This is a genomic window from Metallibacterium sp. (genome assembly GCF_054637675.1).
On the sequence record NZ_JBTSRB010000005.1, the window covers coordinates 12,754 to 32,555 of the forward strand.

Here is a 19,802-nt window from a genome sequence, read left to right on the forward strand (position 1 = left end):
ATGTGCACGACGAAAATCAACCCGCGGCGGATCAGCCGGCCGTGGCCGCGGCCGCCGGTGTCACGCTGGCCGCACTGGCGGGAGCACTCGCCGAGGCGCCAACCGCGATGCTGGCCACGATCGCTGGCGCCGCGCTGCCGGCAGCGGCTGGCTGCGCGCTCTGGCCCGGCACCGCATCCGGCGCCCACGTCAACGGCAGGAACACCTTGTAGCCACCCATGCCAGTGTTCGGATCGACTGCGTTCGTGACCACGTCGTACGGGCGATGCGTGTTGGGATCGAAAGCGTAGCCGTGGGTCTGCGCATAGGCCTCGAGATTCAGGCGCATCAGCGGCAAGCTGGCCGGGCTGGCCTGCATGTCGGCTTCCAGCACCTTGCCGCCAAAAGCCATGCGCGCGGAGACGTTGCCATCGACCACGAGCGCGCCGTTCTTCTCCCAGGTGCCGGGGGCGGCCGCGCTGGCGCCGGTGGATGCCACCGCCTGGCCAGGCTGGGTCAGGTCGTAGCTTTGCCCGGCCACGGTCAGCGTGCTGGTATTGATCGGCACGGCCACGTCGAACACGTAGTACTGGTCACCGTAATCGGTGGTGATGGTGATGCGCGGGCCGGCCTGGGTCACGCCCAGCTTTTTCATCGCCGCATCGATTTCGGTCAGCGCTTTCTGCGTGGCGATGGTGACATCTCCCAGCGTGCGCTTGGCGCGCGTGGACACGAACAGCACGGCCTGCGGCTTGGTCACCACGATGCTGGGCTGCAAGTCGTTGTAGGACACGTTGGGGATCGAGGCCAGCACGTTCTGCAGATTGCCCAGCGTGTATTGCACGAACGCCGCCGGCTCGCCGTGGATGTACAGGCGCGAGTAGCGGTCGATCAGGTTCCAGCCATAATCGACCTTGTAGCGCATGGTCACCTTGACCAGACGCTCGCTGCTACCGGAGCGCTCCAGCTCGATGATGATGCGCTTGTTGTGTCCGTCCCAGCCGTTCTTGAGCGCCCAAACGATTTCGGCGCTGCCCAGGGTCGACACCCGGCTGGCACCGGGCGCGTCCTTGGTGATGGTCAGCGAACCGCCACCGACCTTGCGGTTCTTGCTGGTCCAGCTCGTCTCGGCGCCCACGCCATAAGCCGGGCCGGAAAACGTGAACCGGGTGTTGGGATCGTAGGCGCGCAGCACGCCGTAATCGGGGAAGCGCCGGAAATTGCTGAGGATGTCGTAAACCTGACGGAAGTCGTGGCTGACCTCGACCGAGCGCGAGGTGGAGCCGTGGTCCGGCATCACCACCCCGACCACGAGGTACAGGATCGCGACCATGAGCAGGGCGACGATGATTTCAAGAGCACGCATCATTCGGACAGTCTCCGCAGCCTTCGGGGCCGGGCTTGGTGCTCCGGCGGGTTGGGCAAACAGCCGCGGGCACCATGACCCACAGCCGAAAGGCAGATGGTAACGGCAAGATATAGCGAACGCCATCCGCGGCGCAGCGCGATGCGTCGCGCGCGGCATGCGGCGGGCGGACGCCGCCGCGCTCAGACGATACCCAGCTCCAGCGCCTTGAGCACCGCGCGCGTACGATCGCGCACGCCCAGCTTGGACAGGATGTTGGAGACGTGGTTTTTCACCGTGCCCTCGGCCACGGCCAGCGAGTTGGCGATTTCCTTGTTGCTGTAGCCGCCGGCCATCAGGCGCAGGATCTCGGTTTCGCGCTCGGTCAGCGGATCGGGCTGCTCCAGGCTTTGGAACTGCGTGCCCATGCGCTCGATCCCGGCCTTGAGCCGCTGCGTCACCACCGGCGACACCAGCGAGCCGCCCGCAGCCACCGTGCGCACCGCCTCGACCAGTTGCTCCAGCGACACGTCCTTGAGCAGATAACCGCGCGCGCCGGCCTTGAGCCCGGCCAGCACCAGTTGATCGTCATCGAACGTGGTCAGGATCACCGTCGGCGGCAGCGCATTCTTGGCGGCCAGCGCCTGCAGCACCTCGATGCCGTTCATGCCCGGCATGCGCATGTCCAGCAGCACCACGTCCGGGCGCAGCTTGGGGATGGTTTCCAGCGCCTGCGGGCCATCGCCGCATTCGGCCACCACGCGGATGTCGTCGGCCAGATCCAGCAGGGAGCGAATGCCTTGGCGCACCAGGGTCTGATCGTCCACCAGACACACGTTGATCATAGGGACTTCTCCATGGGCAGCCACGCCGAGAGCGCGAATCCGCGGCCGGGCTCGGCGCTGATCAGCAGCCGCCCGCCGACCGCGGCCAGGCGCTCGCGCATGCCGTTGAGGCCGTTGCCGGGTCGAATCGTACCCGCACCACGACCATCGTCGCGCGCATCCAGCTTCAACTCGCCCGCTTCGGTGCGGCTGAAACTCAGCCACAGATTGCGCGCGCCGGCATGGCGCGCGGTGTTGGTGAGGATCTCCTGCACCGTGCGCAGCAGCACCTGCGCGCGCTGCGGCTCATCCACGCTGAATGCCGGCGGCAAGTCCAGATGCACCTTCAGGGTCGGCACGCCCTCGATCAGGCTGCGCAGCGCCTGGCTCAAATCCAGCGCCTCGCCCTGACGCAGCTCGCTGACCACCTCGCGCACATCGCCCAGCAATTGCCTGGCGATGGCCTGCGCCTGGCGCACCGGGCCGACTTCCGCGGCCGCCACGCGGTGGCTGGCGACCTCCAGATTCAAGGTCAGCGCGGTGAGGTGATGACCCAGCAGATCGTGCAGCTCGCGCGCGATGCGCATGCGCTCGCCGATGCGGCTGGATTCGGCCAGCAGCGCGCGCGTGGCGCGCAATTCGGAGTTGAGCCGGCGCTGTTCCTCGCGCGCATCGTCCTGCTGCCGCGCCACCATCGAGGTGACGAACATCAGCGTGGCGAAGCCCAGATACAGCGCCGCCTGCAGCGTCGCCGTGCCCCAGCCGAAGCCGGGAAAACCGACGAACACGGGAATCAGCGCCAGATTCTGCAACACCAGCCAGGCAATGCCGATCGGCAGCGGCAGCGTCCACGGCAACACCACCGCCACCACCACCAGCAGCAGCGCCGACAGCCCACTGTGACTGAACCAGCCCACGCCGATGGCGGTGGCGGTCAGCACGCCGAGGCCAAGAATCTTCAGCGCCGGATGCCGACGCGAACCCAGGCGCCACGTCAGCAGCCAGTACACGATGCCGAACAGCACGTAGCTCAGCAGCAGCAGTACCAGCCCGATATCAGGATGACTGAGCCCGCTGACGCGCTCCAGCGTCCAATCCACGCGCAGCAGCGGAATGCCCGTGCACAGATAAGTGAACAGGCCCGTATACCGCAGCAGGCGGGTGTGATTGATGGCGGGCCAACGCATGCGAGGCATTCATGCACGCGCACACGCGCATGGCAAGCGGCACGGCATGCACGGGCGCTCGCGGCAGCGCGACTTGGCGGCACCGGATCGCATGCGATAATGCCGCGTCGCCGGGCGCAACAATGGCCCCGCATCACCGGGAGTACGGCATGAGTCTGGCGCTGCGCGAAGCTTGCGAGAACGATCTGGACGCCGTGCTGGCGATCAACAACGCCGCCGGCCCCAGCATCCTGCCGCTGGACGGCGAGCGCCTGCGGCGCTTATACGACAACGCCGATTACTTCCGCATCGCCGAGGTCGACGGCCACGCCGCCGGATTTTTGATCGCCTTCCGCGAGCACGCCGCACACGACAGCCCCAACTTTCGCTGGTTCGCCGAACGCCATCCGGCCTTCGTCTACATCGACCGCGTGGTGATCGCCGGCAACATGCGCGGCCACGGCCTCGGGCGCGTGTTCTACGCCGACGTGCACAGCCACGCCGAGGTACGTGTGCCGCTGCTGGCCTGCGAGGTATTCCTGGAGCCGCCCAACGACGCCCTGGTGCTGTTCCACGGCACCTACGGTTTCCGCGAGCTGGGCCAGCAACTGATGCCTGGCGTCGAGCGCCGCGTCAGCCTGCTGGGTAAGGAATTGTGCAGCTTCGCGTTCGTGCGCGATACCTATCTGGCGCAAGGCGGCCTGCCCGACCTGCCCTGGCTGCGCAGCCGCGACGTGCCGGCGCGCACGGCACAGCGCGTTGCGGCGCAGGCCTGAGCGCGCGCATGGCGGCCAAACCCGCGGCGGACAGCATGTGCGACCTGCGCTTCGGCCAGGTCGGCATCGCCAACGTGCGCGTCACCCGCAACGATCCTGCCGCGCTGCAGGCCGCGCTGGCCGAGCGCGTGCACAAGGCGCCGCAACTGTTCGCGCGCGCCGCCGTGGTGCTGGATCTCGGCCATTTGCCACAGGACATCGACCGCGACGCCACCGCCGCCCTGCTCGATGCGGTGCGCGCCGCCGGCATGCTGCCCGTGGCGCTGGCCTACGGCACCCGTCACATCGAAGCTTTGGCCGAGGCGCTGAACCTGCCGCTGATCGCCAAGTTCCGCGCCGCCTACGAACCCGCGCAAGCAAACACCGCCGCAGCGTCGGCGCCAGAACCCACGCCCACGCCGCACCGCGCACGCGCGGCTGAAGCCGAAGTCGCGCCAGCCGCCGTCGTCAGCCCTGCCACCGCCAGCGCCCCGACTCTGCACCACGCCCAGGCGGTGCGCTCGGGCCAGCAGGTGTACGCCGAGGCGCGCGATCTGGTGGTCACCGCCAACGTTGCCGCCGGCGCCGAGGTGATCAGCGACGGCAGCATCCACATCTACGGCAGCCTGCGTGGCCGCGCCCTCGCCGGCGCCGGCGGCAACCAACAGGCGCGCATCTACTGCCAGTCCTTCCACGCCGAACTGGTGTCCATCGCCGGCCGCTATCGCACCTTTGAGGAAATTCCCGATGACCTCGAAGGCCGCGCTGTGCAATGCTGGCTGGAAGGGGAAAAATTGCTGATCGCGCGGCTGGATCGCTAGCCGCGCGATCCATCGACAAACCATGTTCATCGCGACACGGGAGACAATGCTTTGACCGAAACCATCGTCGTCACCTCCGGCAAGGGGGGGGTGGGCAAGACCACGACCAGCGCATCGCTGGCCACCGGCCTCGCCATGCAGGGCAAGAAAATCGCGGTCATCGATTTCGACGTGGGCCTGCGCAACCTCGATCTGATCATGGGCTGCGAGCGGCGCGTGGTGTACGACTTCGTCAACGTCATTCACCAGGAAGCCACGCTCAAGCAGTCGCTGATCCGCGACAAGCGCCACGACAACCTGTACGTACTAGCGGCCTCGCAGACGCGCGACAAGGAGGCGTTGACCCAGGACGGCGTGGGCCGCGTGCTCGATGAACTCAAGGCCGACGGCTTCGACTACATCGTCTGCGACTCGCCGGCCGGCATCGAGAAAGGCGCGTTTCTGGCCATGTACTTCGCCGATCGCGCGCTGGTGGTAGTCAACCCCGAGGTGTCCAGCGTGCGCGACTCGGACCGCATCCTCGGCCTGCTGTCCAGCAAGACGCGCCACGCCGAAAACGGCAAGGGCGGCGTGCCCGCGCATCTGTTGCTGACGCGCTACAACCCCGAGCGCGTCGGCAGCGGGCAGATGCTCAGCATCGGCGATGTCGAGGAAGTGCTGGGCCTGCCGGTGCTCGGCGTGATCCCCGAGCACGACAGCGTGCTCAGCGCCTCCAACCAGGGCGTGCCGGTGATCCTCGACGAGACTTCCAAGGCCGGCCAGGCTTACGTCGATGCCATCGCGCGGCTGCTCGGCGAGGAGCGCCCGATGCGCTTCACCGAGGCGGCGAAGAAAGGCCTGTTCAAGCGCATGTTCGGGAGCTGAGGCCATGGTGACCACATCCGTCCGCGCCACCGGCTCGCGGTGGAGGGCTTGAACATGGGCATACTCGATTTCCTCAGGGCGCGCCCCAAGAACACCGCCAGCATCGCCAAGGAACGCCTGCGCATCATCGTGTCGCAGGAACGTTCCTCGCGCAACACGCCCGACTACCTGCCGATGCTGCGCACCGAACTGCTGGCGGTGATCCGCAAATACGTGCACGTCGATCTGGACGCGATCAACATCCAGGTCGAGCGCGACGGCGAGCACGAGGTGCTGGAGCTGTCCGTGGCGCTGCCCGAGCACAAGCCGGGCGCGACGACCTGACACTCGTCGGAACTCGGGACTCGGGTGTGGACCCCCACCGTCGCGCGGAGCCGCATCATCCTCGTCATCCCCGGGCGCGCGCAGCACGAACCGGGGATCCAGTCCGCTGTCGTGTGGTTTGCAACTGGATGCCCGCCTGCGCGGGCATGACGACGTGAGAGAACTCGGTACTCGGTACTCGGTACTCGATCAAGAGTCTGATACTCCACGCATACGGCTGTTCGGCCACATCTCACCTGTCGTTGCAGCTACTGCATGCCCTCCGTCCTGCTTCTATCTGATCTCGGTTTCGCTGCGCCGCACGCGCTGCTGGCGCGTCACGGACTGCAACTGGTCGAAGTCGCGCCCGGCGCGGCCATTCCCGGCAGCTACTGGGGCGAGTGCGAGGCCGGCGTGATCGGCACGCGCGTGCATGCGCGCCCCGATACGCCCGTGCACTCGCTGCTGCACGAGGCCTGCCACCTGATCGTGCTGTCGCCCGCGCGCCGCGCGCAGGTGCACACCGACGCCACCGACTCGATCGAGGAAGAGGACGCCACCTGCTATCTGCAAATCGTGCTGGCCGATGCCCTGCCCGGTGTCGGCCGCGCGCGCATGCAGGCCGACATGGACGCCTGGGGCTACAGCTTTCGCCTTGGCAGCGCGCGCGCCTGGTTCGAGCAGGACGCCAGCGAGGCGCGCCGACTGCTGATCGCGCGCGGCCTCATCGCCGCCGAACCACCCGACCGCGAACCGCCGCCACACGGCGCGGCGTAAAATCGCCGTTCTCCCCGCGCGGCGACACGCACCATGGCCTTCGACAGCATCCCCGACCTCCTCGACGACATCCGTGCCGGGCGCATGGTGATCATGGTCGACGACGAGGACCGCGAGAACGAGGGCGACCTGATCATGGCCGCAGAGAAAGTGCGCCCCGAGGACATCAACTTCATGGCGCGCGAGGGCCGCGGCCTGATCTGCCTGGCGCTCACCGAGCAGCGCTGCCGGCAACTGGGCCTGCGCCCGATGGTCAGCGACAACACCTCGTCGCACCACACCAACTTCACCGTGTCCATCGAGGCCGCCGAGGGCGTGACCACCGGCATCTCGGCCTACGACCGCGCGCACACCGTGCAAGTCGCCGTGCGCGGCGGCGCGCGCGCCGAGGATCTGGCCCAGCCCGGCCACATCTTTCCGCTGGCCGCGCAGCCTGGCGGCGTGCTCACCCGCGCCGGGCACACCGAAGCCTCCAGCGATCTGGCCGGGCTGGCCGGGCTGGAGCCGGCCAGCGTGCTGGTCGAGATCCTCAACAGCGACGGCAGCATGGCGCGGCGCCCGCAACTGGAAGCCTTCGCGCGCCAGCACGGCCTGCGCATCGGCACCATCGCCGACCTGATTCGCTACCGCCTGGCCACCGAGAAAACCATCGAGCGCGCCTACGCCGCGCCGCTGCAAACCGAATTCGGCGCGTTTCAACTGATCGCCTACCGCGACCTGCTGCGCCGCAGCCTGCACTTCGCGCTGGTGCGCGGCGAAGTCGCCGGCGACAGCCCGGTGCTGGTGCGCGTGCATGCGCGCAACACGCTGTCCGACGTGCTGCACCTGGTGCGCGAGGATTTGGGCCTGACCCTGACCGCCGCGCTGCGCCGCATCGCCAGCGAGGGTCGCGGCGTGGTGGTGGTGCTGGCCGGCGACGACAGCGCCGACGCCCTGCTGCAGCGCCTGCACGGCCCCGCACCGCACGACACCAGCCGCCAGGCCGCGCAACAGGAATGGCGCCAGCTTGGCCAGGGCGCGCAAATCCTCGCCGACCTCGGCGTGCGCCGCCTGCGCGTGCTCGGCACCCCGCGCAAGCTGGTGGGTCTGGCCGGCTTCGATCTGGAAGTGGTGGAGTATCTCAACGCGTGAGCACCCACACTGCGCGCTCAGCCCACCCGATCCAGCGGGCTGCGCTGCGCACGCCACCCGCGCCGTGGTTGCGCACGGTTCTGATTGCGCACGGCTCTTCTAATGAGGCCGTCATTCCCGCGAAAGCGGGAAGCGTTTCACAACAGCGAAGCTGGTCATCCAGCGACTCGCTACGGGCACGCACCGCGAGATCAGACGTAAACCGCTCGGCCTCGGATGCCCCATCCTGCGCGGGTGGCGTTTGCTGCTGCTCAAGATGAACTGGCGTATCCACGCCACATAAGCCCGCTCAGTGCGCAAGCTGTATGTTTGAACCGCAATCGTCGGCGAACCTCGTCAAGCAGGCGCGATTGTTGCGGCTTCTGCCTATGCTCCGATACACCCCCACTTTCGCCTGCGTAAACTATTAAACCATTACGCCCACCGATTCGTTAGATTAGATATGCGGCGCAATCGGGTCGCGGCGAAACGCACGTGCAGTCGGGCAAGGCATTGATTGATTGAGCATAGGAACCAAGCTTGACAGCATGTCAGGAGGAGCGGACGATGCCGTGCAACACCCCGGATGTGGGGTCTACTTCTAGTTGGGCGTAGGAGGCCCTGCATCATGATAACTACACCACTTAATCCTGGGCTCTATCGCCTTCACTGGGTGTTCTTCCTGGCATTTGCAGCATTCGCAGTCATCATGCTTCTCATAGGCCTACTGACCATAATTCGTGGCGGAGAGGATGCTGCCATAGGTCTAGTCGGGTTGGGCCTTTTCACATAGGCATTGCTCATTGGTATGCGGCCAAGGGCGCAAAGGAAGGCAAGAGCTACGGTGTGATAATTTCTCGAATTATCGACACCCTTTGGCTTATTGGGTTTCCCATTGGCGCTGCACCGGGTGTCTATGTCTGGCTCAATATAGGCGTCTAACTCCTGCAAGTGGACGCGTGAAAAGTCGCGCGCCGCTTGATTCGGGCGTTATGTATCAACCACAAAGATCGGGGTGATTCAATGTATTACATCGTTGAAACCAATAAATCATTCAACCAAGCGTCGTCAGACCTTGAATCAGCGGTTATGCGTCATGGTTTCGGGGTACTGCATGTCCACGACTTGGGGACCACACTTCGCGGTAAAAGCATTGTATTTGATGAAGAGTGCAAGGTTTTTGAAGTTTGCAATCCGGGGCAGGCGGCAAAAGTTTTGTCTGCCGATATGCGTCTGAACATGGCGTTGCCGTGTCGTATCTCGGTATTTACGGAGCAAGGCAAAACAAAGATCGGCCTTATCAAGCCCGTGCCAATGCTTTTGGCGCTATCTCAGAATGCAGCGTTGGTTCAAGTTGCCAAAGAGGTCGAGGAAAAGACCATGCTGATGGTTGACGAGGCAAAATAAATATTCCTGATTCGTGCTGAAGTCCAGCTTGTATTCCATTCCCCCCGGAGATGACCAACGGAAGTCCCTGAGGGAAGGTGGCGCGCAGCGCCGGATGAGCAACTGGTCTTGCGCGGCGCGAAGGCAAGGCAAGCCCAGAACCCTCGCCCCAATCCCTCCCTTGGGGACCTCCGTTGGTCGTCTCCCGGCGGGAGAGGGGCTTTTAGCTGCGGAACTTCGCCGCGAATCAGGAAAACCAATTCACTGCTGTTGTGTCAGGAGATGCAAATGAAAATGCTGATGCGTGCGTTCTCGATCGTCCACGGGTGCATGGCAGCCCTGTTTGCCTGCGCGGCTCTCATGCTCATCGCCATCGCCACGAAGGAAGCATGGGTAGCGTTCTTCGGTGGTCTGAACCGAGCTGCCGCGCAGCAGATCATCGAGGCGATAGGCCTGCTCGCTGCCGCAGTCGTGGCGCTGCAGATTTCCCAAACAATCGCCGAAGAAGAAGTGATGCGCGATGCGCATATCAGCGGACCTACTCGCGTACGCCGCTTCTTGTCCCGATTCATGGTGGTGATCGTGGTCGCGATCGCCATCGAGGGACTCGTTGCCACCTTCCGCGCCGCACATGAGAACTCGACGCAATTGGTATACGCGGCCAGCATATTGATCGCCGCTGGTGTACTCCTTGCCGCCTGGGGTGTTTTCATACGGCTGAATCGCTACGCCGAGGAACTGGAACCCGAAGCAATGGCCCAGGCGAAAAGCGAAGACCGAAAACTGGAATGATCCAGCCACGATGCGCCCTGGCGCCTTCGCCGAGGCGAGCTCCAACACCGCTTCTCGACGCCGATGCGGCCCTTCGCTGGCACGCCACGCGTTTATTTGCGAGGATGCCACACTTGACGCTGGTACGGAGCACACGCATGAAGGCTGTTGCCCTGTTCGCTGGTTTGCTGCTGAGCACTGTGGCCGCGTGCGCGTGCGCACAGGCGGCCGATGGCTTGCCCTTGCTGGGCGGCGAACGCGCCAAGCCGGCCGCGACGGGCGAGAACCTGCTACCTGCCGCGCCGAGCGTATCCGACACGCGCGTCAATACGCCGCCGGTGCGCGCCGCGGCGCGCGCGCCGGCCGCCGCGCGTCGCGCACCCCCGGCCCCAGCGCAACCCGTGCCGACACGCGCCGCGGGCGGCGATGCCACGGGTGATGGCGCTGCGCGTCTGCCTGAGGCGAACAGCCGCGCGCCCGCGCAACCGCTGCGCGCGCGGCCGGCGCTGAGCTGGCAGTCGCTGCTGCCCGGCTCGATTCAGTAGCCGGGCCATCACGCTGGGCGGCTGGCTCGCCGCGTTGCGCGCACGACTGACATCGGCGCGCGAGATTCCCGATTCGATCTGGCGCGACGCGCTCGCCGCCGCGCCCTTGTCCGCGGCGCTGGATGCCGCGCGACAAACGCGCCTGCGCGCGCTGTGCGCGCAGTTTCTGGCGCACAAGCGCTTCAGCGCCGAGGCCGGCGCGCAACTCGACGACTTGCGCTGTCTGCTGATCGCGCAGCAGGCCTGCCTGCCGGTGCTGGAACTGGGTTTCGCCGCGCTGCACGGCTGGCGCGAGGTGATCGTGTATCCGGGCGAGTTTCGCGTGCGCCATCCGCACCAGGATCGCAGCACCGGCGTGATCTCCGAGCAGGACGAAACGCTGATCGGCGAAGCCTGGGCGCGCGGCCCGGTGGTGCTGTCGTGGGCCAGCATCAGCCACGATCTGGCGCATCCCCATGATGGCTTCAACGTGGTCGTGCACGAGATCGCGCACAAGCTCGATCAGCTCGACGGCGCCATGGACGGCGTGCCGGCGTTGCCGGCCGGGCTGTCGCGGCACGTGTGGATGGATGCGTTCCAGCGCGCGTTCGATCAATTGCAGCGCCAGCTCGACAATGGCCAGCACAGCCCGATCAACGCCTATGCCGCCACCAATCCCGAGGAGTATTTCGCGGTGACCAGCGAAATGCATTTCTCGCAGCCGGCGCAACTCGCGCAGGCCGCGCCCGAGGTGGCGCGCCTGCTCACCGGCCTGTATGGCACGCCACCGCGGCCGCAAGCGGACTGAGCAACGTCATCACGACGCTCAGCGAATCGGCGGAAAGCGCAGGCGGAAGCGCGCGCCGCCCAGCGCCTCGGAGCGGTCCACGTTGAGTTCAGCGCGATAGGCGTGCACCAGATCGACCACGATGGCCAGACCGATGCCGTGACCCTGCACGCGTTCGTCACCGCGCACGCCACGCTGCAGCAGGCGATCGACGCGCTCGGGCGGGATGCCGGGGCCGTCGTCCTCGACGAGGATCTCGAGGCCCTCGCGCAGCGCCGTGGCTTCCTGCAGGCGGTGCACGCTGAGCAGCACGCGCGAGCGCGCCCACTTGAACGCGTTCTCGGTGAGGTTGCCCAGCAGTTCCAGCAGGTCGCCCTCGGGGCCGAGGAGCGTCTCTCGAGAGGTTCGTGGTTTCCGGGTTGCCTCGGCGGGCTTCCGTCAGGTTGGCAAGTCATCCTGCAAGACGGCCTCGTAATTCTGGCCGCCGTAGAACACGCCCACGATCACCACCGCATCATTGTCGACCGTGAACGCGATCGCCGCACTATCGCGATAAGGCACGAGGCGAAGTCCGAGGCGAATGTCATCGCGCGGCGTGCCGCGCTGCGGGAACGTATCGAGCGACTCGCAAAAACTCACCAGCGCATCCACGTAACGCTCGGCAACTGCCGGGTGACCCGACGCGTCGGCGATGTAGCGCTCGATCGCGCGAAGCTGCTCGAGCGCTTCGGGCGTAATGACGACCGGATAGGCCTTCACCGCTTCGCGGCAGCCTTGCGACGCTCGGCAGCGAGCGTGGCGCGCGCCTTGGCCACAGGAATCCCGCGTGATGGATCGGCCTTGATCGCGTCGTAGGCGGGGGCTGCTGTTTCACGAAGCCATGACTCCATGGCACGGTCGCGTGCCAGCAGTGCGCGCAGGCCGTCACGAATGACCTCGCTCTCGGTCGCGTACTCGCCGCCAGCCACCTTGGCTTTCACCACGTCGGCCATTTCATTGGTCAGCGTGATGCTGAACTGTTGTGTGCTGCGCATGCTGGAATCCTCGGTCGCCGAGCAGGATTCAATCCTACACCGGGGTCCGTTTGCAACACCCGGACGGAACGTGCGTCGTGGCGATCAGGATCATCGCCACGCATGCAACGATGACCCGGCTGCGCCCCGCCGCCAAGGCCAACACGCTCAGCGAATCGGCGGAAAGCGCAGGCGGAAGCGCGCGCCGCCCAGCGCCTCGGAGCGGTCCACGTTGAGTTCAGCGCGATAGGCGTGCACCAGATCGACCACGATGGCCAGACCGATGCCGTGACCCTGCACGCGTTCGTCACCGCGCACGCCACGCTGCAGCAGGCGATCGACGCGCTCGGGCGGGATGCCGGGGCCGTCGTCCTCGACGAGGATCTCGAGGCCCTCGCGCAGCGCCGTGGCTTCCTGCAGGCGGTGCACGCTGAGCAGCACGCGCGAGCGCGCCCACTTGAACGCGTTCTCGGTGAGGTTGCCCAGCAGTTCCAGCAGGTCGCCCTCGGGGCCGAAAAAGCGCGCCTCGGGGTCGATGTCGAACTCGCACAGGATGCGCCGCACGGCGTGAACTTTCTCCAGCCCCTGCACCAGCGCCTCGGCGTGCGTGGCCACCGGCACCGGCGCGGCGAAGGTCTGCCGACCCTTGGCCGCGGCGCGCGAAAGTTGATATGCGACGATGCCGTCCATGCGCCGCACTTGCTCCAGCACGTCGTGGCATACCGGCGGCGGCGGTGCATCCTCGGCGTCGGATTCGAAGCGCGCGCGAATCACCGCCAGCGGCGTTTTCAGGCTGTGCGCGAGATCCGCCAGCGTGTGGCGCTGGCGCTCCAGGGTTTCGCGCTCGCTCTGGATGATCGTGTTGAGGCCGCGGGTGAGGCCGGACAACTCGCGCGGGTAGTCGCTGGACAAGGCGCTGGCTTCGCCGCGCTGCACGCGGCGCAATTCCTGGCGCACGCGACTCAGCGGCGACAGACTCCAGCGCAGCAGCATTTGCTGCATGGCAAGCAGCGCCACGCCCAAGCCCAGCAACCACAGCGCCAGGGTGCGTCGATAGGCGTCGATCTGGCGCTCGAAAGCCTGATCGGATTCGGCGATGTGCAGGGTCAGGCGCAGCGGCGCGCGGTGCGGGATGTCCCAGGCCACGCCCTCGCTGAGCACGAACACATGGCCGATCGCCGCGCTGGACAGCGGGCCGCGAAAATCCACCTGCCCGGGCGCGAGGTTGCCGTTGAACGGCAGCTCGCGCCCGCGCGCCGAGCGCGAGGCCCAGCGCACGCCCTTGCTGTCGGTGATCACCGCGTACAGGCCGGAACCGGGGCGATCGAAATCCGGCTGCGGCGGCGCATCCGGCGCAATCAGGGTGCCGTCGCGGCGCACATCGAAACCGGCCAGATACGCGTAGAAATAGCTTTGCAGGCGGTCACGCTCGGCGGTCAGCGTGCCCTCGTAATAGGCACGATCCAGCGCGAACCCGGTGACCCCCAGAAACGCGACCAGCGCCAACAGCGAGGCCAGCGCCGAGCGCGCAAGCAGCGACAGCGGTCGAGTTGCATCAGTCCTCATCGGCCTCGCTGCGCGGGATGGCGAAGCGATAACCGCGGCCACGCACGGTCTCGATGGGCTTGAGCGCGCCGTCCGCATCGAGCTTGCGGCGCAGACGCCCGATGAACACTTCGAGCACGTTCGAATCGCGGTCGAAATCCTGCTGGTAGATGTGCTCGGTCAGGTCGGCCTTGGACACCAGTTCGCCGGCGTGCAGCATCAGATATTCCAGCACCTTATATTCGTAGCTGGTCAGATCGGCCGGCTTGCCGTCCACCGTGACCGTTTGCGCGGTGGTGTCCAACCGCACCGGGCCACAGCGCAACTGCGGCTTGGACCAGCCGCTGGCACGCCGCACCAGCGCGTTGATGCGCGCCAGCAGTTCCTCGACGTGAAAGGGCTTGACCAGGTAATCGTCGGCGCCGTACTTCAGCGCCTCGACCTTGTCCTGCCACGAACTGCGCGCGGTCAGAATCAGGATCGGAAAGCGCTGCCCGGCCTCGCGCAGGGCCTTCACCAGTTCCATGCCCGAGAGCTTGGGCAAGCCCAGATCGATGATCGCCAGATCGAACGGCACTTCGCGGCCCTGAAACAGACCGTCCTCGCCATCGATCGCCATGTCCACGGCGTAGCCATCGCGCTTCAGGCGCGCCGCCAGCGTTTCGCGCAGCGGTGCTTCGTCTTCCACCAGCAGAATGCGCATCAGCGTTTCTCCTTCAGTTCGGTCTTGATCTGGACCACCTTGACCACGCCCGCGGGCGTGATCACCTTGATGCGGTAAATCACCTCGCGCCGGCCCACGCGCATGCTGTCGGCCGCCAGCACCTTGCCGCCAGTCTCGCGCTGCACCTGGGCCACGGCCTGATCCAGCGTGATCTCGGGTTTGTCGACAGCTTGCGCCAAGCCGACCGATAGCATCAGAACGGGGACCAGCAGGATACGAAACGGTTTCATGGCGATATGGTAGTTCAGCTTGTTCAGCTAGCTTGCCCCGTTCCGGTCGCCCGCGCCGGAATCGCGCCTGAACCGGGGGACGGAACCATCTGCATCACACGTCCCTGGGGCGGCGTCGATCCGACGCTCAGCAACACTCACTCTCTCAGTCGCGCAGCGGACAGATGTCAGATTGACCGGGTGTTGTTGGCCGGGTGTTGGCCGTGGGTCACGCCGCCGCCTCACGCACGATGCGCGGGTGCAGGGTCGCGATGCGCAGCGGCGTCTGCGCGGCACCGGAAGGCTCGCGACGTCCCTGCTCCCAGTCCTGCGGCGTGCGCACCGACACCCCCAGGAGCTTTGCAAACTCGACTTGCGAGAGGCCTGTACCCGCACGCGCCGCGGCAACGACCACGCGACCGGCGGGGATCACCTCGTCTTTCTCGACGGTGCCATCCCTGCGCACAACCCGGCGCCTCATGCGCCCGTCGCCCAAGGACTTGAAGTCGGTCTTGCGTACCCAGCGAGCGCTGTCGTTCAGCGCCTCACGCAGCTCGGCATTGAGGTCGCGACTCGCATCCCGTGTGGCGCGCTGCTTGGCGGTCAGCTTGGTCATGATCAAACCTCGTCTTCAATTGCCTCAACAGTTCCGGATCCACGTTGTCACGCACGTTCTTGGCGTACAGGCAACACCAGGACAATCGAACCCTCTATAGCGGGAAGGAAGTGGATTACCCTGCCGCGTCCCTGCGCGCGCCAGCGAAACTTGCGGCAGCCACCGGAACCCGGGATCACGTCGCCGGACTCAGGCGCGGCGGCAAGCGCCAATTGCAGCTCCGCGAACTCGACATCGTCCATGCCATAGGCCTCACGGGCTCGCACGAACGGCGCCAGTTCGATGAAGCTGTGCAGGAGTCTCATATCCGGCATTGCGCGTCATGCCATCCCAATTCCGCGCGGCGCTCAACGCGACGCCGCTGCATCGCGACCATGCCCGGTGCCGGAAACGGGGTCGCTTACCGCGCAGTCACTGCAGCCGCAGGCTGAATGCGCTCGACCTGCGCCAGCGCCTGCTCGATCAGCCCCCAGTCGGCAGCGGTGCGCGCAGCGCCCTCGGTCAGCACGCGCCGGAACTGGCGCGCGCCTGGTTGGCCGAGGTACAGGCCGAGCACATGCCGGGTGATGTGCTTGAGCGCGGTGCCGCGCGCCAATTCGGACTCGACGTAGGGCTTGAACGCGCGCAGCGCCGCGGCGCGCGCGGGCGACTGCACGCCGCGCAGTTCGGCATCCAGGCAGGCCAGCACCCAGGGATCGTGATAGGCGGCGCGGCCCAGCATCACGCCATCGACGGCATCCAGTTGCGCGCGGCTGCTGGCGACATCGACCAGACCGCCGTTGAGCACCACGATCAACCCAGGATGGCGGCGCTTGAGCCGCTGCACGCGCGCGTAGTCCAGCGTCGGCACGCTGCGATTCTCGTGCGGCGACAGGCCCCGCAGCCAGGCTTTGCGCGCGTGCACGATCAGCACCCGCAAGCGCGTGCGCCGCAGCAGGGTTTCGACGAAGCGATCCAGATCGGCCTCGCCGTCCTGCTGGTCCACGCCGATGCGGCACTTCACCGTCACCGGCACCTGCACGGCGTCCTGCATGGCACGCACGCAATCGGCCACCAGCGCCGGCTCCAGCATCAGGCAGGCCCCGAAGCGTCCGGCCTGCACACGCTCGGACGGGCAGCCCACGTTGAGGTTGATCTCGTCGTAGCCGGCGCCCTCGCCCACGCGCGCGGCGGCGGCGAGTGCCGCCGGATCGCTGCCACCCAGTTGCAGGGCCGTGGGACGCTCGCCCGGCGCCTGCATCAGCAAGCGCCCGGCGGCGCTGTGCAGCAGCGCCTGCGCGTGCAACATCTCGGTGTACAGCCGCGCACCCGGTGCCAGCACGCGGTGAAACGCGCGGCAGTGGCGATCGGTCCAGTCCATCATCGGCGCCACGCACAGGCGCCAGGGGCTGGCAGCGGCTGGCATCGGCAGGGGCGCGGAGGCGTTCATGCGCGCATTGTCCGGTATCCGCCACGGGCGCGCAGCGTGCTGCGACTTGGCGGCACACACGGCAGCGGCTAGCCTGCGCGCTTTGCATGGAACCCGCATGAGCACCGCGCCGCGCATTGCCCTGGTCAGCGCCCGCGATGCGCTGGGTCGCGACGACGACCTCGCCCCGCTGCAAGCGGCGCTGCGTGCGGCTGGCACCACGGTGGAGATCGTGTGCTGGGACGACGTGCAAGTGCACTGGGCGCGCTTTGACGTGGCGCTGATCCGCTCGACCTGGGACTACACCTGGCGCCTCGACGACTATCTGCGCTGGGTCGAGCACGCCGCCGCGCGCACGCGCCTGTTCAACCCGCTCGCGCTGCTGCGCTGGAACAGCGACAAACACTATCTGGGCGAGCTGGCGCAGGCGGGTATCGCGACAGTGCCGACGCATTTTCTTGCGCCGGATACCGCCATCGAGCCTGCGCTGGATGCCGCGCACACCGCGTGGCCGGGCGCCGACCTGGTGATCAAGCCCAGTGTCAGCGCCGGTTCGCGCGACACCATGCGCCACAGCCCCGAGGCGCGCACGGCGATGCGCGCGCACCTCGCCGCGATCCAGGCGCAGGGCAAGCACGCGCTGATCCAGCCGTATCTGGCGCGCGTGGACAGCGCCGGCGAAACCGCGCTGCTGTTTTTCGATGGCGTGTTCAGTCACGGCATCCGCAAGGGGCCGTTGCTGGCTCCCAACGCCGCGGCGACGCGCGCGCTGTTCGCGCCCGAGCATATCCAGCCGCGCCAGCCCGGCGCCGACGAGCTGGCGCTGGCGCAGCGCGTGCTGTCTGCCCTGCCCGCGCCGTTCCGGTCGACGCCCGACGCACCGCTGTACGCGCGTGTGGATTTGCTGCGCGACGACGCCGGCGCGCCCTGCCTGATCGAGCTGGAACTGGTCGAGCCCTCGCTGTTTCTGGACTTCGCGCCCGGCGCCGCGCAGCGCCTTGCCGCCGCGCTGCTGGCGCGCGCCACGCGTTGAGTTCACCCCGCGCTGGCGTCGACTGCGGGTAAAATCGCGGATTGTTTCTCCAACACGCACCCGGTTCGCGCCATGCGCGGGCCGCTGAACAAGGACATGGCATGAAGATCCTGGTCGGTTACAAGCGCGTCGTGGACTACAACGTCCGCATCCAGGTCAAGCCCGGCGGTTCGGGCGTGGTCAGCGACGGCGTCAAGCTCTCGCCCAATCCGTTCGACGAGATCGCGCTGGAAGAAGCCCTGCGCCTGCGCGAAAAGGGCGTCGCCAGCGAGGTGGTGATCGTCGGCATCGGCCCGGCCGATCTGCAGGCGCATCTGCGCAACGGCCTGGCCATGGGCGCCAACCGCGCCATCCACATCAGTACCGCCGATGCCGTGCAGCCGCTGAGCGCGGCACGCGTGCTGCTGAAGCTGGTCGAGAAAGAGCAACCAGGCCTGGTGATCCTGGGCAAGCAGGCCATCGATGACGACAGCAACCAGACCGGACAGATGCTGGCCGCGCTGTGGGATCGTCCGCAGGCCACCTTTGCCAGCAAGCTCGGCATCGCCGATGGCAAGGCCACGGTGGTGCGCGAGGTCGATGCCGGTCTGGAGACGCTGGAGGTCGACCTGCCCGCGGTGATCACCACCGATCTGCGCCTGAACGAGCCGCGTTTCATCAAGCTGCCGGACATCATGAAGGCCAAGAACAAGCCCATCGAGGTACTGGAACTGGCTTCGCTGGGCGTGAGCAGCGGCGATCATCTCAAGACCACGCACTACGCGCCGCCGCCCAAGCGCGGCAAGGGCGTGATGGTCAAGGACGTGGCCGAGCTGGTGGCCGCACTGAAAAACAAGGGCCTGGTGTGAGCGAGGAGCGAGTGACCATGAACAAGATCCTGATCGTTGCCGAACATCACGACGGCAAGCTCAACCCAGCCACCGCGCGCTGCGTGAGCTGCGCACTGAAGATCGGCGGCGAGATCGAGGTGCTGGTGCTGGCCGCCGCGCCCGATGCCATCGCCCGTGCCGCCGCCGCGCTGGACGGCGTGACGCGCGTGCGCAGCGTGAACCACCCGGCCAATGCACGCGCGCTGGCCGCGGTGCTGGCGCCGCAGGTGATCGCCGCGGCCGCGGGCTTCACGCACGTGCTGGCACCCTCGACCACCTTCGGCAAAGACCTCATGCCGCGCGTCGCCGCACTGCTGGGCGTGGCCCAGGTCAGCGATCTGATGCAGGTCGAGGACGCGCACCGCTTCGTGCGCCCGATCTACGCTGGCAACGCGCTGATCACGGTGCAGGCGCCCGGCGACCAGACCGTGGTCGCCACGGTGCGCACCGCGTCCTGGCCCGAGGCCAAGGCTGGCGCCGCGCATGCGCCGATCGAAAACCTCGCGCTCGACGTCGCGCTGCCCACGCATACGCGCTTCGTCGCGCTGGAGTCGGGCAAGAGTGATCGTCCCGATCTGCAAAGCGCCAGTCGCGTGGTCTCCGGTGGACGCGCGCTGGGTTCGGCGGAGAATTTCCAGATCATCTACGCGCTTGCCGACAAGCTCTGCGCCGCGGTCGGTGCCTCGCGCGCGGCGGTGGACGCCGGCTACGTGCCCAGTGACATGCAGGTGGGCCAGACCGGCAAGATCATCGCGCCGGCGCTGTACGTGGCCATCGGCATCTCCGGCGCCATCCAGCACCTCACCGGCATCAAGGACGCCGGCACCATCGTGGCCATCAACAAGGACGCCGAGGCGCCGATCTTCGAGGTGGCCGATTTCGGCCTGGTCGGCGACTTGTTCAAGCTCGTGCCCGAGTTGCAGCAGGCACTCGGTTGATACACCGCTGACGCAAACGCCCCGCCATGCGCGCG

Annotated in this window: 25 protein-coding genes and 1 pseudogene; 13 read left to right on the top strand and 13 right to left on the bottom strand. The window is 66.9% G+C overall.

What is annotated here, in order from left to right:
• Positions 1-31 precede the first annotated feature (31 nt).
• The 3 genes from ACYDAT_RS02805 to ACYDAT_RS02815 all read right to left on the bottom strand — a co-directional run bounded on the left by ACYDAT_RS02805 (position 32) and on the right by ACYDAT_RS02815 (position 3,335).
• Positions 32-1,348 (bottom strand): polyketide cyclase, encoded by a 1,317-nt coding sequence (locus ACYDAT_RS02805; RefSeq protein WP_461439576.1) that lies wholly within the window; start codon positions 1,346-1,348, stop codon positions 32-34.
• A gap of 179 nt (positions 1,349-1,527) precedes the next feature.
• Positions 1,528-2,169 (bottom strand): response regulator, encoded by a 642-nt coding sequence (locus ACYDAT_RS02810; RefSeq protein ID WP_297899957.1) that lies wholly within the window; start codon positions 2,167-2,169, stop codon positions 1,528-1,530.
• Positions 2,166-3,335 (bottom strand): sensor histidine kinase, encoded by a 1,170-nt coding sequence (locus ACYDAT_RS02815; protein ID WP_461439575.1) that lies wholly within the window; start codon positions 3,333-3,335, stop codon positions 2,166-2,168. The genes ACYDAT_RS02810 and ACYDAT_RS02815 overlap by 4 nt, the downstream gene beginning before the upstream one ends.
• A 149-nt stretch (positions 3,336-3,484) precedes the next feature.
• On the opposite strand from ACYDAT_RS02815, the gene ACYDAT_RS02820 reads away from it, so the two are divergent.
• The 6 genes from ACYDAT_RS02820 (at position 3,485) to ribBA (ending at position 7,965) form a co-directional block, all read left to right on the top strand.
• Complete coding sequence (locus tag ACYDAT_RS02820) at positions 3,485-4,090, top strand: GNAT family N-acetyltransferase (protein ID WP_461439574.1); 606 nt, start codon at positions 3,485-3,487, stop codon at positions 4,088-4,090.
• An 8-nt stretch (positions 4,091-4,098) separates the two neighbouring features.
• Entirely contained in the window at positions 4,099-4,890 is a 792-nt protein-coding gene (gene minC, locus ACYDAT_RS02825) for a septum site-determining protein MinC (protein ID WP_461448417.1), read from the top strand.
• 51 nt (positions 4,891-4,941) lie between these two features.
• Positions 4,942-5,754 carry a septum site-determining protein MinD gene (minD, locus tag ACYDAT_RS02830; protein WP_461440117.1) on the top strand — a complete coding sequence of 271 codons (813 nt, stop codon included), beginning with the start codon at positions 4,942-4,944 and terminating at the stop codon, positions 5,752-5,754.
• A 54-nt stretch (positions 5,755-5,808) separates the two neighbouring features.
• Positions 5,809-6,078 carry a cell division topological specificity factor MinE gene (minE, locus tag ACYDAT_RS02835; protein ID WP_461440116.1) on the top strand — a complete coding sequence of 90 codons (270 nt, stop codon included), beginning with the start codon at positions 5,809-5,811 and terminating at the stop codon, positions 6,076-6,078.
• A gap of 255 nt (positions 6,079-6,333) precedes the next feature.
• Positions 6,334-6,834, top strand: coding sequence for a hypothetical protein (locus ACYDAT_RS02840; protein WP_461448418.1), 501 nt, complete (start codon positions 6,334-6,336; stop codon positions 6,832-6,834).
• 33 nt (positions 6,835-6,867) lie between these two features.
• Positions 6,868-7,965 carry a bifunctional 3,4-dihydroxy-2-butanone-4-phosphate synthase/GTP cyclohydrolase II gene (ribBA, locus tag ACYDAT_RS02845; protein WP_297922662.1) on the top strand — a complete coding sequence of 366 codons (1,098 nt, stop codon included), beginning with the start codon at positions 6,868-6,870 and terminating at the stop codon, positions 7,963-7,965.
• Positions 7,966-8,076: 111 nt separating this feature from the next.
• Here the strand turns inward: ribBA and ACYDAT_RS02850 are convergent, their stop codons facing one another.
• The gene (locus ACYDAT_RS02850; RefSeq protein ID WP_461440119.1) at positions 8,077-8,286 is read right to left on the bottom strand and encodes a phage integrase N-terminal SAM-like domain-containing protein; all 210 of its coding nucleotides are present in this window, start codon (positions 8,284-8,286) and stop codon (positions 8,077-8,079) included.
• 681 nt (positions 8,287-8,967) lie between these two features.
• On the opposite strand from ACYDAT_RS02850, the gene ACYDAT_RS02855 reads away from it, so the two are divergent.
• From ACYDAT_RS02855 to ACYDAT_RS02870, 4 genes are all read left to right on the top strand, one after another.
• Positions 8,968-9,351: a DUF302 domain-containing protein gene (locus ACYDAT_RS02855; RefSeq protein WP_461440114.1), complete on the top strand. Its 384-nt coding sequence runs from the start codon at positions 8,968-8,970 to the stop codon at positions 9,349-9,351.
• Between the two features lie 267 nt (positions 9,352-9,618).
• Positions 9,619-10,122, top strand: a complete 504-nt coding sequence (locus tag ACYDAT_RS02860) for a hypothetical protein (RefSeq protein WP_461440113.1) — start codon at positions 9,619-9,621, stop codon at positions 10,120-10,122.
• Positions 10,123-10,259: 137 nt separating this feature from the next.
• Positions 10,260-10,646: a hypothetical protein gene (locus ACYDAT_RS02865; protein ID WP_461448419.1), complete on the top strand. Its 387-nt coding sequence runs from the start codon at positions 10,260-10,262 to the stop codon at positions 10,644-10,646.
• 34 nt (positions 10,647-10,680) lie between these two features.
• Positions 10,681-11,433 (top strand): M90 family metallopeptidase, encoded by a 753-nt coding sequence (locus ACYDAT_RS02870; protein ID WP_461448420.1) that lies wholly within the window; start codon positions 10,681-10,683, stop codon positions 11,431-11,433.
• A gap of 18 nt (positions 11,434-11,451) precedes the next feature.
• On the opposite strand, the pseudogene ACYDAT_RS02875 reads toward ACYDAT_RS02870, so the two are convergent.
• The 9 genes and pseudogenes from ACYDAT_RS02875 to dusA form a co-directional block, all read right to left on the bottom strand.
• Positions 11,452-11,796: pseudogene (locus tag ACYDAT_RS02875) on the bottom strand (ATP-binding protein); the annotation flags it as partial.
• A gap of 54 nt (positions 11,797-11,850) precedes the next feature.
• On the bottom strand, positions 11,851-12,171 hold the full coding sequence (locus ACYDAT_RS02880; RefSeq protein ID WP_461448421.1) for a type II toxin-antitoxin system RelE/ParE family toxin: 321 nt from the start codon (positions 12,169-12,171) through the stop codon (positions 11,851-11,853).
• On the bottom strand, positions 12,168-12,446 hold the full coding sequence (locus ACYDAT_RS02885; protein WP_461440109.1) for a ribbon-helix-helix domain-containing protein: 279 nt from the start codon (positions 12,444-12,446) through the stop codon (positions 12,168-12,170). The genes ACYDAT_RS02880 and ACYDAT_RS02885 overlap by 4 nt, the downstream gene beginning before the upstream one ends.
• A 147-nt stretch (positions 12,447-12,593) precedes the next feature.
• On the bottom strand, positions 12,594-13,991 hold the full coding sequence (locus ACYDAT_RS02890) for an ATP-binding protein (protein ID WP_461440108.1): 1,398 nt from the start codon (positions 13,989-13,991) through the stop codon (positions 12,594-12,596).
• Entirely contained in the window at positions 13,981-14,673 is a 693-nt protein-coding gene (locus tag ACYDAT_RS02895) for a response regulator transcription factor (RefSeq protein ID WP_461440107.1), read from the bottom strand. Before ACYDAT_RS02895 ends, ACYDAT_RS02890 begins: the two co-directional genes overlap by 11 nt.
• Positions 14,673-14,924 carry a PepSY domain-containing protein gene (locus ACYDAT_RS02900; RefSeq protein WP_461440106.1) on the bottom strand — a complete coding sequence of 84 codons (252 nt, stop codon included), beginning with the start codon at positions 14,922-14,924 and terminating at the stop codon, positions 14,673-14,675. Before ACYDAT_RS02900 ends, ACYDAT_RS02895 begins: the two co-directional genes overlap by 1 nt.
• A 208-nt stretch (positions 14,925-15,132) precedes the next feature.
• Positions 15,133-15,519 carry a helix-turn-helix domain-containing protein gene (locus tag ACYDAT_RS02905; RefSeq protein WP_461448422.1) on the bottom strand — a complete coding sequence of 129 codons (387 nt, stop codon included), beginning with the start codon at positions 15,517-15,519 and terminating at the stop codon, positions 15,133-15,135.
• Positions 15,520-15,566: 47 nt separating this feature from the next.
• On the bottom strand, positions 15,567-15,824 hold the full coding sequence (locus ACYDAT_RS02910) for a hypothetical protein (RefSeq protein ID WP_461448423.1): 258 nt from the start codon (positions 15,822-15,824) through the stop codon (positions 15,567-15,569).
• Positions 15,825-15,919: 95 nt separating this feature from the next.
• Positions 15,920-16,948 carry a tRNA dihydrouridine(20/20a) synthase DusA gene (dusA, locus tag ACYDAT_RS02915; RefSeq protein ID WP_461448424.1) on the bottom strand — a complete coding sequence of 343 codons (1,029 nt, stop codon included), beginning with the start codon at positions 16,946-16,948 and terminating at the stop codon, positions 15,920-15,922.
• A gap of 97 nt (positions 16,949-17,045) precedes the next feature.
• Here dusA and ACYDAT_RS02920 point away from each other — a divergent pair, with 97 nt between their 5' ends.
• The 3 genes from ACYDAT_RS02920 to ACYDAT_RS02930 all read left to right on the top strand — a co-directional run bounded on the left by ACYDAT_RS02920 (position 17,046) and on the right by ACYDAT_RS02930 (position 19,767).
• Positions 17,046-17,960 (top strand): ATP-grasp domain-containing protein, encoded by a 915-nt coding sequence (locus ACYDAT_RS02920; RefSeq protein ID WP_461439954.1) that lies wholly within the window; start codon positions 17,046-17,048, stop codon positions 17,958-17,960.
• A 101-nt stretch (positions 17,961-18,061) separates the two neighbouring features.
• Positions 18,062-18,808, top strand: coding sequence for an electron transfer flavoprotein subunit beta/FixA family protein (locus ACYDAT_RS02925; RefSeq protein ID WP_461439953.1), 747 nt, complete (start codon positions 18,062-18,064; stop codon positions 18,806-18,808).
• Between the two features lie 17 nt (positions 18,809-18,825).
• Positions 18,826-19,767, top strand: coding sequence for an electron transfer flavoprotein subunit alpha/FixB family protein (locus tag ACYDAT_RS02930; protein WP_461439952.1), 942 nt, complete (start codon positions 18,826-18,828; stop codon positions 19,765-19,767).
• The last annotated feature ends 35 nt before the right edge of the window (positions 19,768-19,802 follow it).